Annotated in this window: 10 protein-coding genes; 5 read left to right on the forward strand and 5 right to left on the reverse strand. The window is 71.2% G+C overall.

The window, feature by feature from the left end; all coding sequences use genetic code 11:
* Positions 1-14: 14 nt before the first annotated feature.
* From QMO56_RS07200 to QMO56_RS07220, 5 genes are all read left to right on the forward strand, one after another.
* Positions 15-785 (forward strand): SDR family NAD(P)-dependent oxidoreductase, encoded by a 771-nt coding sequence (locus QMO56_RS07200; RefSeq protein WP_283524520.1) that lies wholly within the window; start codon positions 15-17, stop codon positions 783-785.
* 140 nt (positions 786-925) lie between these two features.
* Positions 926-1,882 carry a sugar-binding protein gene (locus QMO56_RS07205; protein WP_283524521.1) on the forward strand — a complete coding sequence of 319 codons (957 nt, stop codon included), beginning with the start codon at positions 926-928 and terminating at the stop codon, positions 1,880-1,882.
* A 6-nt stretch (positions 1,883-1,888) separates the two neighbouring features.
* The gene (locus QMO56_RS07210) at positions 1,889-3,430 is read left to right on the forward strand and encodes a sugar ABC transporter ATP-binding protein (RefSeq protein ID WP_283524522.1); all 1,542 of its coding nucleotides are present in this window, start codon (positions 1,889-1,891) and stop codon (positions 3,428-3,430) included.
* A complete protein-coding gene (locus QMO56_RS07215) occupies positions 3,427-4,410 on the forward strand; it encodes an ABC transporter permease (RefSeq protein ID WP_283524523.1) in 984 nt (327 codons plus the stop codon). Before QMO56_RS07210 ends, QMO56_RS07215 begins: the two co-directional genes overlap by 4 nt.
* A 219-nt stretch (positions 4,411-4,629) precedes the next feature.
* Positions 4,630-7,299, forward strand: coding sequence for a DNA translocase FtsK (locus QMO56_RS07220; RefSeq protein WP_283524524.1), 2,670 nt, complete (start codon positions 4,630-4,632; stop codon positions 7,297-7,299).
* Positions 7,300-7,383: 84 nt separating this feature from the next.
* Here QMO56_RS07220 and QMO56_RS07225 read toward each other — a convergent pair whose 3' ends face one another.
* The 5 genes from QMO56_RS07225 to QMO56_RS07245 all read right to left on the reverse strand — a co-directional run bounded on the left by QMO56_RS07225 (position 7,384) and on the right by QMO56_RS07245 (position 13,681).
* The gene (locus tag QMO56_RS07225; protein WP_283524525.1) at positions 7,384-8,601 is read right to left on the reverse strand and encodes a sensor histidine kinase; all 1,218 of its coding nucleotides are present in this window, start codon (positions 8,599-8,601) and stop codon (positions 7,384-7,386) included.
* Positions 8,602-8,724: 123 nt separating this feature from the next.
* Positions 8,725-10,467 (reverse strand): glucans biosynthesis glucosyltransferase MdoH, encoded by a 1,743-nt coding sequence (gene mdoH / locus QMO56_RS07230; RefSeq protein WP_283524527.1) that lies wholly within the window; start codon positions 10,465-10,467, stop codon positions 8,725-8,727.
* A gap of 187 nt (positions 10,468-10,654) precedes the next feature.
* Positions 10,655-11,746 carry a malate/lactate/ureidoglycolate dehydrogenase gene (locus tag QMO56_RS07235; protein WP_283524529.1) on the reverse strand — a complete coding sequence of 364 codons (1,092 nt, stop codon included), beginning with the start codon at positions 11,744-11,746 and terminating at the stop codon, positions 10,655-10,657.
* A 79-nt stretch (positions 11,747-11,825) separates the two neighbouring features.
* Positions 11,826-12,584 (reverse strand): SDR family oxidoreductase, encoded by a 759-nt coding sequence (locus QMO56_RS07240; RefSeq protein ID WP_283524530.1) that lies wholly within the window; start codon positions 12,582-12,584, stop codon positions 11,826-11,828.
* Positions 12,581-13,681, reverse strand: coding sequence for an ABC transporter ATP-binding protein (locus QMO56_RS07245; protein WP_283524531.1), 1,101 nt, complete (start codon positions 13,679-13,681; stop codon positions 12,581-12,583). The genes QMO56_RS07240 and QMO56_RS07245 overlap by 4 nt, the downstream gene beginning before the upstream one ends.
* Between the last annotated feature and the right edge of the window lie 19 nt (positions 13,682-13,700).

Below are 13,700 nucleotides of genomic sequence, written 5' to 3' on the forward strand. Positions count from 1 at the left end.
AGGGAGGGACATCCATGCGGCAGAAAGCAAGCTACCCGGATCTGGACGGGCGCAGCGTGTTCATCACCGGTGGCGGCAGCGGCATCGGCGCCGCCCTCACCCGCGCCTTCGCCCGCCAAGGGAGCAAAGTCGCCTTCGTGGACATCGCCGACGCGGAGAGCGAGGCGCTGGTCCGGTCGGTCCAGGAGGAGGGCGCGAAGCACGCGCCGCTGTTCCTGCATTGCGATTTGCGTGACGTCACCGCGCTGCGCGACGCGGTGGCGGCGGCGCAGAAGGCGCATGGCGACATCACCGTCCTGCTCAACAACGCCGCGCATGACGAGCGCCATGCGGTGGAGCGCGTCACCGTGGAGTATTTCGACGACCGCATCGCGGTGAACCAGCGCCATGTCTTCTTCGCCGCGCAGGCGGTGCTGCCGCAGATGCAACGCGCCGGTGGCGGCTCCATCGTCAACTTCGGTTCGGTGAGCTGGAAACTGCGCCAGGGCGGCATGCCCGCCTACACCATGGCCAAAGCCTCCATGCAGGGTCTGACCCGTGGCCTCGCGCGGGATTTCGGCAAGCAGAACATCCGGGTGAACACGCTGGTGCCCGGCTGGGTAATGACCGAGCGCCAGCTCAAGCTCTGGGTGACGCCGGAGGCGGAGCGCGAGATCGATGCCGGCCAGTGCCTCGCCGGCCGCGTGATGCCGGAGAACATCGCCGACATGGCGTTGTTCCTCGCCTCCGACGCCGCGGCGATGTGCTCGGCGCAGGAATTCGTCGTGGATGGCGGCTGGACCTGATCCGGCCGCGCATCACAGCTTCGTGCAGGGGCGGGCGGCGCCTGCCCCGCCGCGCCATGGCTCTGCTAGCCTCCCCGCCAGCAGCCCGGAATTCGGCTGAGGGTCCGTCAGAGACCCGCAAGGGAGCGACAGGAGAGATCATGAACCGGCGTTCATTGCTGGCCGCCTCGGCGGCACTCGCGCTTGCCACGCTGCCCCGCGGCCTCGCCGCGCAGGAAAAGCCCACCCTGGCCTTCGTGGTGAACGTTTCAGCCGACTTCTGGACCATCGCGCGGCGCGGCATCGAGAAGGCCAACCGCGAGCATCCCGATTACAACATGGAAATGATCGTGCCCGGCCAGGCCAGCGCGGCCGAGCAGCGGCGCATTGTCGATGCACTGCTGGCGCGCAAGGTGGCCGGAATCGCCATCTCGGCGATCAACCCGGGCAACTCGACGGACATGCTGAACCGTGCCGCCGAGCAATGCGTGCTGTTCACCACCGACAGCGACGCACCGAAGAGCAACCGCGAGGTCTATATCGGCACCGACAACGTCGCCGCCGGGCGCGAGGCGGGCGCGCAGATGAAGCGCGCGCTGCCCAATGGCGGCAAGGCCATGCTGTTCGTCGGCACCATGGACGCGGACAACGCGCGCGAGCGCGTGCAGGGCATCCGCGAGGCGCTGCAGGGCACGCAGATCCAGATCGTCGACATCCGCACCGACGAGTCGGACATCGCCCGCGCCAAGCGCAACGTCGAGGACACGCTGGCCCGCTACAGCGACATCAACCTGCTGGTCGGCCTCTGGGCCTACAACACGCCGCAGATCTACCAGGCGGTGAAGGCGGCCGGCGCCGAGAGCAAGGTGAGGATCGTCGGCTTCGACGAGGACGCGCTGACGCTGCGCGGCGTGGCCGACGGCACCATCCTCTCCACCGTGGTGCAGCAGCCCTTCGAGTTCGGCTACCAGAGCATGGTCGGCATGATCAAGGTGCTCAAGGGCGACCGCAGCTTCATCCCCGAGAACAAGCAGATCATCATCCCGACACGGATCATCGACAGCTCCAACGTGAAGGAGTTCCAAGGGCAGATGCGCGAGCTGCTGCGCGGCGCGTAGGGCGAGATGCAGCCGCTGCTGGAACTGCCCCTCCTCGAACTGGTTGGGATCGGCAAGACCTATCCCGGCGTCCGCGCGCTGGACAATGTCAGCCTCCACCTGAACCGCGGCGAGGTTCTGGGGCTGATCGGCGAGAACGGCGCCGGCAAGTCCACGCTGATGAAGATCCTGGGCGGCGTCGTGCCGCCCAGCGAGGGGCGCATCCGCATCGACGGGACGGACTACCCCCACCTGGACGTGGCGGCGGCGACCCGCGCCGGCATCGCCTTCGTCCACCAGGAACTGAACCTCTTCGACAATCTCGACGTCGCCGCCAACGTGCTGTTCGGGCGGGAGCCGCGGCGCGGCGGCCCGCTCCGCCTGCTCGACCGCCGCGCCGCGCGCGAGCGGGTGCGGCCGATCCTGGAGCGGCTGGGCGCCGACTTCACGCCCGACACGCCGGTGGCCGAGCTGTCCATCGCCCAGCGGCAGCTGGTCGAGATCGCCCGCGCGCTGGCGGCGGAGGCGCGCATCATCATCCTCGACGAGCCGACCTCCTCCCTCACCCTCTCCGAGACGGCGCGGCTGCTCACCCTGGTGAAGGAGCTGCGCGCCGCCGGGGTCGGCCTCATCTACATCACCCATCGGCTCGGCGAGATCGTGGACTGCGCCGACCGCGTCGTCTGCCTGCGCGACGGCCGCCTCGTGGGTGAGCTGCGGCGCGAGGAGATCGAGCATGCCGCGATGATCCGCCTGATGATCGGGCGGGAGCTGCGCGCGCTCTACACCCCCCCGGCCAACCTGCCCGGCGAGGGCGGGCTGGAGGTCTCCGGCCTCGTCACCGCCGCCTTCCCGGGGCGGGCGCTCGGCCTGCATATCCGCCCGGGCGAGATCCTCGGCATGGCTGGCCTGGTCGGCGCCGGGCGCACCTCGCTCGCCCGCACCCTCTTCGGCATCGACCCGCCACTGGCCGGCACGGTCCGCCTCGATGGCCGCCCCCTCGTCATCCGCGGCCCGAAGGACGCGGTGGCGGCCGGCATCTACCTCGTGCCGGAGGACCGCAAGCGCGCCGGGCTGGTGCTGGAAATGCCCATCGTCGAGAACGTCACCCTCGCCAGCGCGCCGGACTACACGCGGATGGGGCTGCTGAACCACGCCGCCGAGTGGCAGGCGAGCGAGGCGCAGCGCGCCGGGCTGCGCATCAAGGCGCCCTCCAGCGCGATGCGCGCCAGCACCCTCTCGGGCGGCAACCAGCAGAAGGTGGTGCTGGGCAAGTGGCTGAGCATGGCGCCGCGGGTGATCCTGTTCGACGAGCCGACGCGCGGCATCGACGTCGGCGCCAAGGGCGAGATCTACGGGCTGATGCGCGCCCTGGCCGACCGCGGCGTCGCCATCCTGATGATCTCCAGCGACATGGAGGAGGTGCTCGGCGTGAGCGACCGGATCGTGGTGATGCATGAAGGCCGCATCAGCGGCGCCCTGGAGCGCGCCGGCTTCAGCGAGCAGGCCGTGCTGCGCCTGGCCATCGGCCATGGCGAGCCGGCGCCGGCGGAGGCGGCGCCCGCATGAGCAAGAAGGAACTCGGCCTCGCTTTGCTGCTGATCGTCATCGGCGGCTTCACGGCGATCCTCAACCCGCTCTTCCTCTCCAGCGTCAACCTGCTGAACATGGCCAACCTGATCGGCCTGTTCGGCGTGTTCAGCATCGGCCAGGGGCTGATCATCATCACCGGCGGCATCGATCTCTCGGTGGGTTCGATGTTCGCCCTGCTCGGCGTGATCCTGGTGGACCTGCTGGTGAACTACGAGCTGCCCTGGCCGCTCGCCGTGCTGATCATCATCGGCGCCGGCACCGGGCTCGGCCTGCTGCACGGGCTGCTGGTGACGCGGCTGCGGCTGCAGCCCTTCGTCGTCACCCTCTGCGGCCTGCTGATCTACCGCGGCATCGCCCGCTACTACACCGAGGACTCCACCATGGGCTTCGGCTATGCCGGGGACCTGGACACCATCACCTGGCTGGCCTCCGGGCGCAGCTTCGGCATCCCCAACCCCTTCCTCTTCCTGGTGGTGGTGGCGGTCTGCATGGGGGTGGTGCTGCACCGGACGGTCTTCGGCCGCTATCTCTACGCCGTCGGCCGCAACGAGGAGGCGGCGCGGCATTCCGGCATCAACGCCGACGCGGTGATCACCGGCGCCTACCTGATGGGCGGCGGGCTGGCCGGCCTCGCCACCGTGCTGCTGGTCTTCTACACCAGCTCGGTCTCGCCCTCCTCCTTCGGCAATTTCTATGAGCTCTACGCCATTGCGGCGGCGGTGCTGGGCGGCTGCTCCCTGCGTGGCGGCGAGGGCAGCATCCTCGGCATCGTGCTCGGCACGGTGCTGCTGCAGATCCTGCAGAATCTGGTGAACATCCTGGGCATCCCCTCCTCGCTGAACTTCGCGGTGATGGGCGGGGTGATCCTGCTCGGGGTGATCGCCGACCAGCAGCTCGGCCGGCGCAAGCAGAAGGCCCAGTTGCAGCGCAGCCAGGCTCTGGCGGCGGCGGAATAGCCCGGCCCGGCGGGCAGCGGCCATTCCGCTGCCCGCCCACCGCGAGTCGCCCCTCGGTGCCCGCCCGTGCCGCGCCGGGGCGGCGATTCGGCGGGGCCAAGTGGCGATTTCGCCCCGGGCGCGCGTGCCAAGTTCGGCCATCGCATCCGCATTCCTTCTGCACCAACGTCTTGTCGTGCTAGGTTGAGGCCATCGCTCAGCAACAGACGACTGAGGCCCATGCCGCGCGCCCTTGCCGACCGCCGTAATCCGTCTTCGCCCGCTTCCGCCGAGGGTCGCCTGGCTGCCAGCACGCGCCGCTTCGCCTCTCCCGCCCTGCGGGCCGCCCTGGCCCGGCGCTCAGCCGAGCTGCTGGGCCTCCTGCTGGGCCTCGGCGGGCTCGGCCTGCTGGTCGCCCTGGTCAGCTACAACCCCGCCGACCCCTCGCTCTCCACCGCCACCGACCAGGCGCCCACCAACCTGGCGGGCCCCGCCGGCGCCATCACCGCCGATCTGCTGCTGCAGAGCTTCGGCTGGGCCGGGCTGCTGCCTGTCGCGGTGATGCTGGCCTGGGCGTGGCGGCTGGCCACGCACAAGGGCCTCGCCCCCTTCCTGGCGCGGGTCGCCGCGGTGCTGGCGGCCCTGCCGATGCTGGCCGCTGCCTTCGCCCTGGCCCCCCTGCCGGCCGGCCAGCCTGCCCTGCCCGGCCCAGGCGGCGGCGCCGGCGTGCTGCTGGCCGAGCACATCAACGGCTTCGCCGGCGCCATTCTCGGTCCCTTCGGCAGCATTGTCGGGCAGGTTGGTGTGCTGGCGCTGGCAGGCTCGCTCTCCTTCGCGGCACTCGGCATTCCGCTGCTCGCCTGGCGGCAGGCCGGGCGCGCCGCCGGCCATGCGGCGCGGGGCGGCGCCGGCCTGACCGCGCGGCTGATGCGCCGCAGCCTCGCCAGCACCGTCGCCCCGCCGCCGCAATACGCCTCCCGCTGGGAGGCGGACGAGGAGGACGAGGAGGCCGGACCGAGCCTGGGCGCCCGGCTCGTCGCCCCCTTCCGCGCCGTGAGCGGCGCCATGGGCGGCCTGTTCACCCGCGGGAGCGAGGCGCCCTCGCCACAGCTCGCCGCCATGCTGCGCGCTGCCGATGCCGCCGCCGCCGAGGCGCCGCCCGCGCGCGGCCGCCAGACGCCCGTGGTGCCACCGCCCGGTCGTGCCGTGCCGTCGTCCCGCCGTTCCCTCTCCGCGCCGGCACCGGCCCCCGAGGCGGCCGAGGAGGACGAGGAGAATTTCGTCCCCGAGATGCCGGCGCCGCGCGTCGTTCCGCCCGCGCCGGCGGCCGCCGCACCGCGCATGATGGACCGGCTGGTGCCCCGCCGCGCCAAGCCGGCGCCGGAGCCGCAGCCGCATGGCCCCTTCCAGCTGCCGCCGCTCGACCTGCTGGCCCCGCCGCCCGCGCGCCGCGCCACCGGCCCCTCGGAGGAGCAGCTGCAGGGCAACGCCCGCCAGCTCGAATCCGTGCTGGAGGACTACGGCGTGCGCGGCCGCATCGTCGAGGTGCGCCCCGGCCCGGTGGTCACGCTCTACGAGCTGGAGCCGGCGCCGGGCACCAAGTCGGCGCGCGTCATCGGCCTGGCGGACGATATCGCCCGCAGCATGAGCGTGATGGCGGTGCGCATCGCCACCGTGCCGGGCCGCAACGTGATCGGCATCGAGCTGCCGAACGCCAAGCGCGAGATGGTCTATTTCAGCGAGATGCTGATCGCCGAGGAATGGTCGCGCCAGACCGGCAAGCTGCCGCTGGCGCTCGGCAAGGACATCGGCGGCGCGCCGGTCATCGCCGACCTCGCGCGGATGCCGCATCTGCTGATCGCCGGCACCACCGGCTCGGGCAAGTCGGTCGGCATCAACACCATGATCCTGTCGCTGCTCTACCGGTTCAGCCCGGACGAGTGCCGCTTCATCATGATCGACCCGAAGATGCTGGAGCTTTCGGTCTATGACCGCATCCCGCACCTTCTGGCCCCCGTCGTCACCGAGCCGCCGAAGGCGATCGGCGCGCTGAAATGGACGGTGCGCGAGATGGAGCGGCGCTACCGCGCCATGTCGCAGCTCGGCGTCCGCAACATCGGCGGCTACAACGAGAAGGTGCAGGCCGCCCAGGCGCGTGGCGAGGTGCTGAGCCGCCGCGTGCAGACCGGCTTCGACCCCGATACCGGCAAGCCGGTCTTCGAGGAGCAGCCGCTGGCGCTCGCCCCGCTGCCGCTGATCGTCGTCGTCATCGACGAGATGGCGGACCTGATGATCGTCGCCGGCAAGGAGATCGAGGCCGCCGTGCAGCGCCTGGCGCAGATGGCGCGCGCCGCCGGCATCCACGTCATCATGGCGACGCAGCGGCCCTCGGTGGACGTCATCACCGGCACCATCAAGGCCAACTTCCCGACCCGCATCTCCTTCCAGGTGACCTCGAAGATCGACAGCCGCACCATCCTCGGCGAGATGGGCGCCGAGCAGCTGCTCGGCCAGGGCGACATGCTGCACATGGCCGGCGGCGGCCGGGTCAGCCGCGTGCACGGCCCCTTCGTCTCGGATGCCGAGGTGGAGCGCGTCGTCGAATGGCTGCGCGAGCAGGGCGAGCCCGCCTATGTCGAGGAAGTCACCGAGAGCGAGGAGGAGGAGGGCGAATCCGGCCTCTCCGGCATCGCCGGCGCCTCGGACGGCGAGAAGGGCCTGTTCGACCAAGCCGTGGCGCTGGTGACGCGGGAGGGCAAGGCCTCCACCTCCTTCATCCAGCGCCACCTCTCCATCGGCTACAACCGCGCCGCCAAGCTGATCGAGCAGATGGAGAAGGAAGGCGTCGTCGGGCCGGCCAACCATGTCGGCAAGCGCGAGGTGCTGGCGCGGCGCAGCGACGAGGACTGACGCGCCGCGCGACGCCGCCAGGGAAAGGCCGGGACACCATGCTCCGGCCTTTTTCGCTTTTGCCTCACCCGGCGGCGGAGAGCATCACTTCGGGCCGGAGCCGCCCCCTGGCGGCGGCCGGTGCGGGTCGGGGACGCTGACCGCCACCACCGTCCCGCGCCCCCATGGCCCTGCCTCGATGACGGCCGTTCCCTTGGCCTGCCGGGCGAGCAGTTCCACCAGCCGCAGCCCGAGCGAACCCTCCCGGCGCTGCGCCGGCAGGCCCACTCCGTCATCCTCGATCCGCAGCACCATCCGGCCTTCGCCCTGTGCGGCGAGCCGCACGACGACATGCCCCTGCCGCCCCTCCGGAAAGGCGTGCTTGAAGGCATTGGTCAATGCCTCGCCGACGATCAGCCCCAGCGGCACGGTGGTGTCCGGCCCCCAGATCGCCTCCTCGTCCGCGTCGACCTCCACCCGCACCTGGCCGGGCGTCGTGGCATGGCTCTCCTCCACCTCGTGGCAGAGGCGGCGCAGATAGTCGGCGGCCCGGATGCTGCGCGGGTTCTCACTCTCATAGGTCAGCAGCGCATGCACCGCGCCGATGCGCCGCAGCCGCGCCATGGCCGTCTCCAGCGCCTTGCGGGTCGTCTCGTCGTGGGACTGGCGCGCCTGGATGGCCAGCAGCCCGATGGCGAGCTGCAGCGCGTTCTTGGTGCGGTGGTTCACCTCGCGCACCAGGAAGTCGCGGAAGCGGAGATCCTCCTCCCCCTGTGCCAGCGCGTCGCGCAGCACGGCCTCGGTGCGCTGCCGGCGCTCGGTCTCCTCCTTCAGCCGGGCATTGGCCTCACGCAGCCGCTTCATGCGCGCCTCGGCGCGGCGCTCCGCCAGCTCCTTCGCCTCCCGCAGCCGGCGCTCCTGCTCGATCCGCTCGGTGATATCCAGGAAGGCGAGGAGGTGCCGCGCCGGCCCCTCCCCTCCGGCAGGCGAGGCGCTGAGGACGGTGCACCAGATCTCGCGCCCTTCCCTGGTGCGGAATGGCAGCGTCTCGGAGAGCCTGTGCCCCGCCGACAGCGCGCCCCGGAGGCGCTCCACCGCCGCCGCCTCCGCATCCGGGCTGAGCAGGGAGAAAAAGCTCCGGCCGAGGATCTCGCCGGCCGGATAGCCGCTCATCTCCAGGAAAGCCGCGCTGGCGGCGAGCACCGGCGCCTCGGCCGCCCTGCCCTCGACCATCAGCATCGGCACGACCGCCGCCCCGGCGGCGCGGGCGAAGATCTCCTCAGGCGCCCCGCCCGCACCGAAACTCTGCTTCCATTCCTCCATGTGGCGGCACCTTCCGTTCCGACGCCGTGACAATATCAGGAAATCAGAGACGTTGTGCAGCCTGCCGGCGCCATGATCGCGCGCAGAATGGCAGAAGATCCAGGGAATGCCGGAGGAAAACCATCATCCGGCCCTGGCGTCCGCCAACCGGCGCGGCGGCATTGCCGGGAAGGCGGGAATCTCCTCGGGGGTGCTGCACAGGCGCACATGACGCAGCCAAGCGGCAAAGGAGGGGCTGGCGGTGAGAACGCAGAAGGGGATGGCGCCGGCCAGCGGCAGCAGGAACGGCGCAGCCCAGGCCCAGGCCGTCCCGCCAGCCGCAAGCACCCCTGCCAGGCCGAGCAGCCCCAGCAGCGTATGCGGCCAGAGCAGCCGCGCCGCATCCCGCCAGCGGATGCCGCGCGCCGCCCGGTTCTGCGGCAGCCAGCCGGAGCTGCCACCGAACGGCAGGCGCAGCAGGAGCAATGCCTTGTCGGCGAGCGCCACCGGGTCAAGCAGCGTGGTGAACAGGATCTCGGCCAGGACGCCGCGCAGCACGGCGGCACGGCCGCCATAGGGCTCGGCCCGGTCCGCGCACAGCAGAAGCTCGGCATAGCCCAGCAGCTTCGGTGCATAAAGCGTTCCCCAGGCCGCCAGCATCAGGCCCAGCAGCGGTCCGGCGGGCGTCGCCGCGCCGCCGCCGCTGGCGGCGTTCAGCACCGCCGCCGCCAGCAGCAGCAGCCAGAGCGGCGCCGCCAGGAACAGCAGGATCGCCTGCAGCAACTGCAGCCGCCCCATCCCCGACAGGCCGGGCAGGCGCAGCAGCGCGAGGTACTGCATGTTGCCGGCGCCCCAGCGGCGGTCGCGCAGCAGGAAGTCCGGAAGGGTGGGCGGGTTGCCCTCCAGACTGCCTTCCTCCGTGGGCAGGCAGCGCACCTTCCAGCCGGCCGCGTACAGGCGCACCGCCTCGATCTGGTCGTGGCTGAGAATCGGGCTGCCGTCCGGCAGGGCTTCCAGTCGCGCATGGGCGCGGAAGGGCGCGATGCGCAGGATGGCGTTGTGGCCCCAGTACGGCCCCTGGTCGAGCTGCCACCAGGCCTGGCCGGTCGCCCAGATCCGCATGCCCGCGCGCATGCCGAACTGGAACAGCCGCGGGAAGGCCGCCTGCGCCGGGCGGCCGGCGATAAGGTGCTGCACGATGGCAAGCTTGGGGTCGGCCTCCATCAACGCGACCAGCCGCAGCACGGCCCCGGCCGACATCTCGGAATCCGCGTCGAGGCAGAGGAACAGGGCGTGCTCCCCGGCGTGATGATCCAGGAAGTCCATCACGTTGCCCGCCTTGAAGCCGGTGTTGCGGCTGCGGCGGCGGTAGCGGACGGAAATCTCCCCTCCCTGGCGTGAGGCGGCGAAGGCGGCGACCGCCGCTTCCTCCTGCGCCGCCAGGTCCGGCTCCCGGGTATCGGAGAGCAGCCAGAGGGTGAAGCGGTGCCCGGCCCCGGCCGCCTCCAGCCCGTCCAGCAGCGGCACGAGGGGCGGCAGCACCACCGCCATGTCCTCGTTGCGGATGCACAGGGCCAGGGCGGTGCTGAGCCTGGGCGGCCCGGCCGGCAGCCGGCCCAGTTGCGGCAGCACGGCCAGGGCAGGCTCACCGCCCCGGAGCCGCAGGACGAAGCCGAGCACCGCATTGCCGGCGCAAAGACAGATCCAGGGCAGCACGCCCAGCCAGGCCAGCAGCACCATGCCTTCCCAGGCCGTCCAGCCACCCGGCGCCAGAACGCGCCAGAGCAGGGCGCTCAGGCCGGCGCCAGCCAGCAGGCAGAGCAGGAGGAACACCGCACGCCGCAGGCGCGGCCGCTCGGCGGGGAAGCGGGCATCGGGTATCGTCACACAGCCAACCAAAGCCCAGGATGATGGCGAGATTTGGCTTTCCGCCGGGCCGGCAAGAGGCTGGGGGAATGAATTCCCCCAGACCCCCTTCTTTTTTCTTCGGGTTTCCCCCGCTGGCGGGAGGCGCGGCCTTAAACTGACAAAAAGAAGATGGGGGTCCGGGGGAATTCCTTCCCCTGGGACTTTTCTACAGTTGCGGCGCCTGCACGCCCAGCGAGGCGGCCGACTGCACGATGCCGGCCCAGGTGTCGGGCTGCAGCGGGATGCCCCTGGCGAGGCGATCGGCACGGTTGCGCGCCTCCGGCTCGCCGGGCAGCAGCACCGGTTCCCCCGGCACGGCGGGGCGGCTGCTCGCCACCCACTCCACATAGTCCCGGCCCATGCGCTGGAACTCGGCCTCGGTGCCGAAATGCTTCGGCGAAAGGTAGATGGAGAGGATGCCGTTGGCGATGCGGCTGCGACCCTCCACCGGACCGGAGCAGCCGCCGGCCGTGAAGGCGCCGGCCAGCAGTTCGCACATCAGCGCCAGGCCGGAGCCCTTATGGTCGCCGAAGGCGCGGATGGCGCCCGAGCCGCCACCCGGCAGGCGCGGCCCGACCGGCTCGTAGTCGCCATAGAGCGTGTGCGGATCGCCGGAGAGGCGCCCGTCCGGCTCGATCAGCGCATCGGGCGGCAGCGGCTTGCCGCCATTGGAGGCGACCAGCACCTTGCCCTCGGCGACGCGGGAGGTGGCGAAATCCAGCACCACGGGCCGGCCGGTGAGCGGCACGCCGATGGCGAAGGGCGCGGTGGAGAAGCGCCGCTCCACGCCCCCGAAGGGCGCGACCAGCGAGGAGCCGGCGACGTTCACCAGATGGATGGAGATCAACCCCTCCTCCAGCGCCTGCTCGGCATAGTGGCCGATCCGTCCGACATGGCCGGCGTTGCGCAACGCGATGATCGCGGCGCCGTGCTGCCGCGCGCGCTCGATGCCGAGCGCGGTGGCCCGCTTCGCCGCACTCTGGCCGAAGCCGAACTGCGCGTCGAGCAGGGCGAAGGCGCCGCCATCGGTGACGATCTGCGGCTGCTTGCCGGCGAAGACATAGCCGGCCCGCATCCAGTCGATGTAGCGCGGGACGCGCACCACGCCGTGGCTGTCATGGCCGGCGAGGTTGGCCCCGACCAGATGGCTGGCGATGTCGGTCGCCTCCGCCATGTCGCAGCCGGCGGCGGCGAACATGTCGCGCACCAGGCGCTCCAGCGCCTCGGCGCCGATCAGCATGGGGGATGGGGTATCCATGGGCGTTTCCGCTTGTGGTTCTTGGGCCGCTCAGCATGGCGCAGCCGGCGGCCCTGGCAACCCATCCCGCCGTGAAAAGCTATGGCATCGCAGCCACCTGCTGCGCCAGGGGGGCCTGGAAGCGGTTCCAGGTGGGGGTGACGACGATCTCGTTGATGCAGACGCGGTCCGGCAGGCCGGTGACGAACATCACGGCCTGGGCGATGTCCTCCGGCTGCAGCATCCGCGCCCGTTCCTCGGCCGGCGGCGGTTCCGGCCGGAGGTCCAGGATCGGCGTCGCCACCTCGCCCGGGCAGATGCAGGTGGAGCGGATGTTGTGGATGCCGTTCTCGGCGTTCAGCGAGGCGGAGAGGGCGACGAAGCCGCTCTTGGCCGCGATGTAGCCGGGGCCGGAGACGGCGGAGGTGCCCTTCCCCGCCACCGAGGCGATCTGCACGATCAGCCCGCCGCCGCGCGCCTTCATGCCCTTCAGCACCGCCAGGCTGGTGAGGAAGGGGGCGGTGAGATTGACGTCCACCAGCAGCTCGGCATCCTCCGCCGCGAGCTGGTGCCAGTGGCGGCGCGGCACGTTGCTGCCGGCGTTGTTCACCAGCAGGTCCAGCCCGCCGAAGGCCTCCTCGGCGGCGCGCGCCGCCTTCTCCACCGCCGCGGCATCGGTCAGGTCGGCCGGCAGGATCAGCGGCTCGGCGCCGGCGGGCAGCAGCCCCGCGGTCTCCCGCAGTGGCGCCTCCCGCCGGCCGCTGAGCGCGAGCCGCCAGCCCGCCCCCCCCAGCGCCACGGCGACGGCGCGGCCGATGCCGGAGCCCGCGCCGGTGATCCAGGCGCTGCGCCCGCTCACAGGACGCGCCCCGTCTGCGGATCGAGGATGTGCATGTAGTTGAGGTCGACCGCCATCGGCAGCGGCCGGCCCGGCTCGGCCGGGGCGGTCGGGTCAACGCGCGCGCAGATCTCGGCGCCATCCATCCTGAAGTGCACCAGCGTCTCCATGCCCATGGGCTCCGTTACCTCCGGCGTGGCGGTGAGCGTGGCCACGTTGGGGCGGTCAAGGTTCTTGGCTTCCGTCAGGTGCTCCGGCCTGATGCCGAGCAGCACCGGCTTGCCGGCGAAGCCGCTGTAGCGCGCGGTGCGGTCGGCCGGCACGGGCAGCACGATGTCGTTCGGCAGGTGCACGCGGAGCGCGCCGGCGCCGTTCTCCAGCCGGCCGGGGATGAAGTTCATGCCCGGACTGCCGATGAAGCCGGCGACGAAGCGCGTCTGCGGGTTGTGGTAGAGTTCCTGCGGCGGCCCGACCTGCTCGATGATGCCGCCATTCATCACCACCACGCGGTCGGCCAGCGTCATCGCCTCGACCTGGTCATGCGTGACGTAGATGGTGGTGGTGTTGACGGTCTGGTGCACCTTCTTGATCTCGGTGCGCATCTGCACGCGCAGCTTGGCGTCGAGGTTCGACAGCGGCTCGTCGAACAGGAACACCTTCGGGTCGCGCACGATGGCGCGGCCCATGGCGACGCGCTGCCGCTGGCCGCCCGAGAGCGCCTTCGGCTTGCGGTCGAGCAGCGGCGTGATGTCGAGGATGCGCGCGGCATTGTCGACGCGGCGCTTGATCTCGTCCTTCGGGAACTTCCGCAGCATCAGCCCGAAGGCCATGTTGTCGAACACCGTCATGTGCGGATAGAGCGCGTAGTTCTGGAACACCATGGCGATGTCCCGGTCGCGCGGCGGCACGTCGTTGATCACCCGGCCGCCGATGGCGATCTCGCCGTCGGAGATCTCCTCCAGCCCCGCGATCATCCGCAGCGTGGTGGACTTGCCGCAGCCGGAAGGACCCACCAGCACGACGAACTCATGGTCGGCGATGTCGAGGTCGATGCCCTTCACCGCCTGCACGCCGCCATCATATGCCTTGACCACCTTGCGGAGTGTCACCTGCGCCATTCTCGAGCTCTCCCAGGTC

Source organism: Roseomonas sp. E05 (assembly GCF_030063475.1).
Lineage (GTDB): Bacteria > Pseudomonadota > Alphaproteobacteria > Acetobacterales > Acetobacteraceae > Pseudoroseomonas.

Bases quoted from the DNA above. Each gene is read 5' to 3' on its own strand.
- QMO56_RS07235 (WP_283524529.1), bottom strand. From the start codon at position 11,746: ATGGATACCCCATCCCCCATGCTGATCGGCGCCGAGGCGCTGGAGCGC.
- QMO56_RS07220 (WP_283524524.1), top strand. From the start codon at position 4,630: ATGCCGCGCGCCCTTGCCGACCGCCGTAATCCGTCTTCGCCCGCTTCC.
- QMO56_RS07245 (WP_283524531.1), bottom strand. From the start codon at position 13,681: ATGGCGCAGGTGACACTCCGCAAGGTGGTCAAGGCATATGATGGCGGC.
- QMO56_RS07215 (WP_283524523.1), top strand. From the start codon at position 3,427: ATGAGCAAGAAGGAACTCGGCCTCGCTTTGCTGCTGATCGTCATCGGC.
- QMO56_RS07200 (WP_283524520.1), top strand. From the start codon at position 15: ATGCGGCAGAAAGCAAGCTACCCGGATCTGGACGGGCGCAGCGTGTTC.
- QMO56_RS07210 (WP_283524522.1), top strand. From the start codon at position 1,889: ATGCAGCCGCTGCTGGAACTGCCCCTCCTCGAACTGGTTGGGATCGGC.
- QMO56_RS07205 (WP_283524521.1), top strand. From the start codon at position 926: ATGAACCGGCGTTCATTGCTGGCCGCCTCGGCGGCACTCGCGCTTGCC.
- QMO56_RS07225 (WP_283524525.1), bottom strand. From the start codon at position 8,601: ATGGAGGAATGGAAGCAGAGTTTCGGTGCGGGCGGGGCGCCTGAGGAG.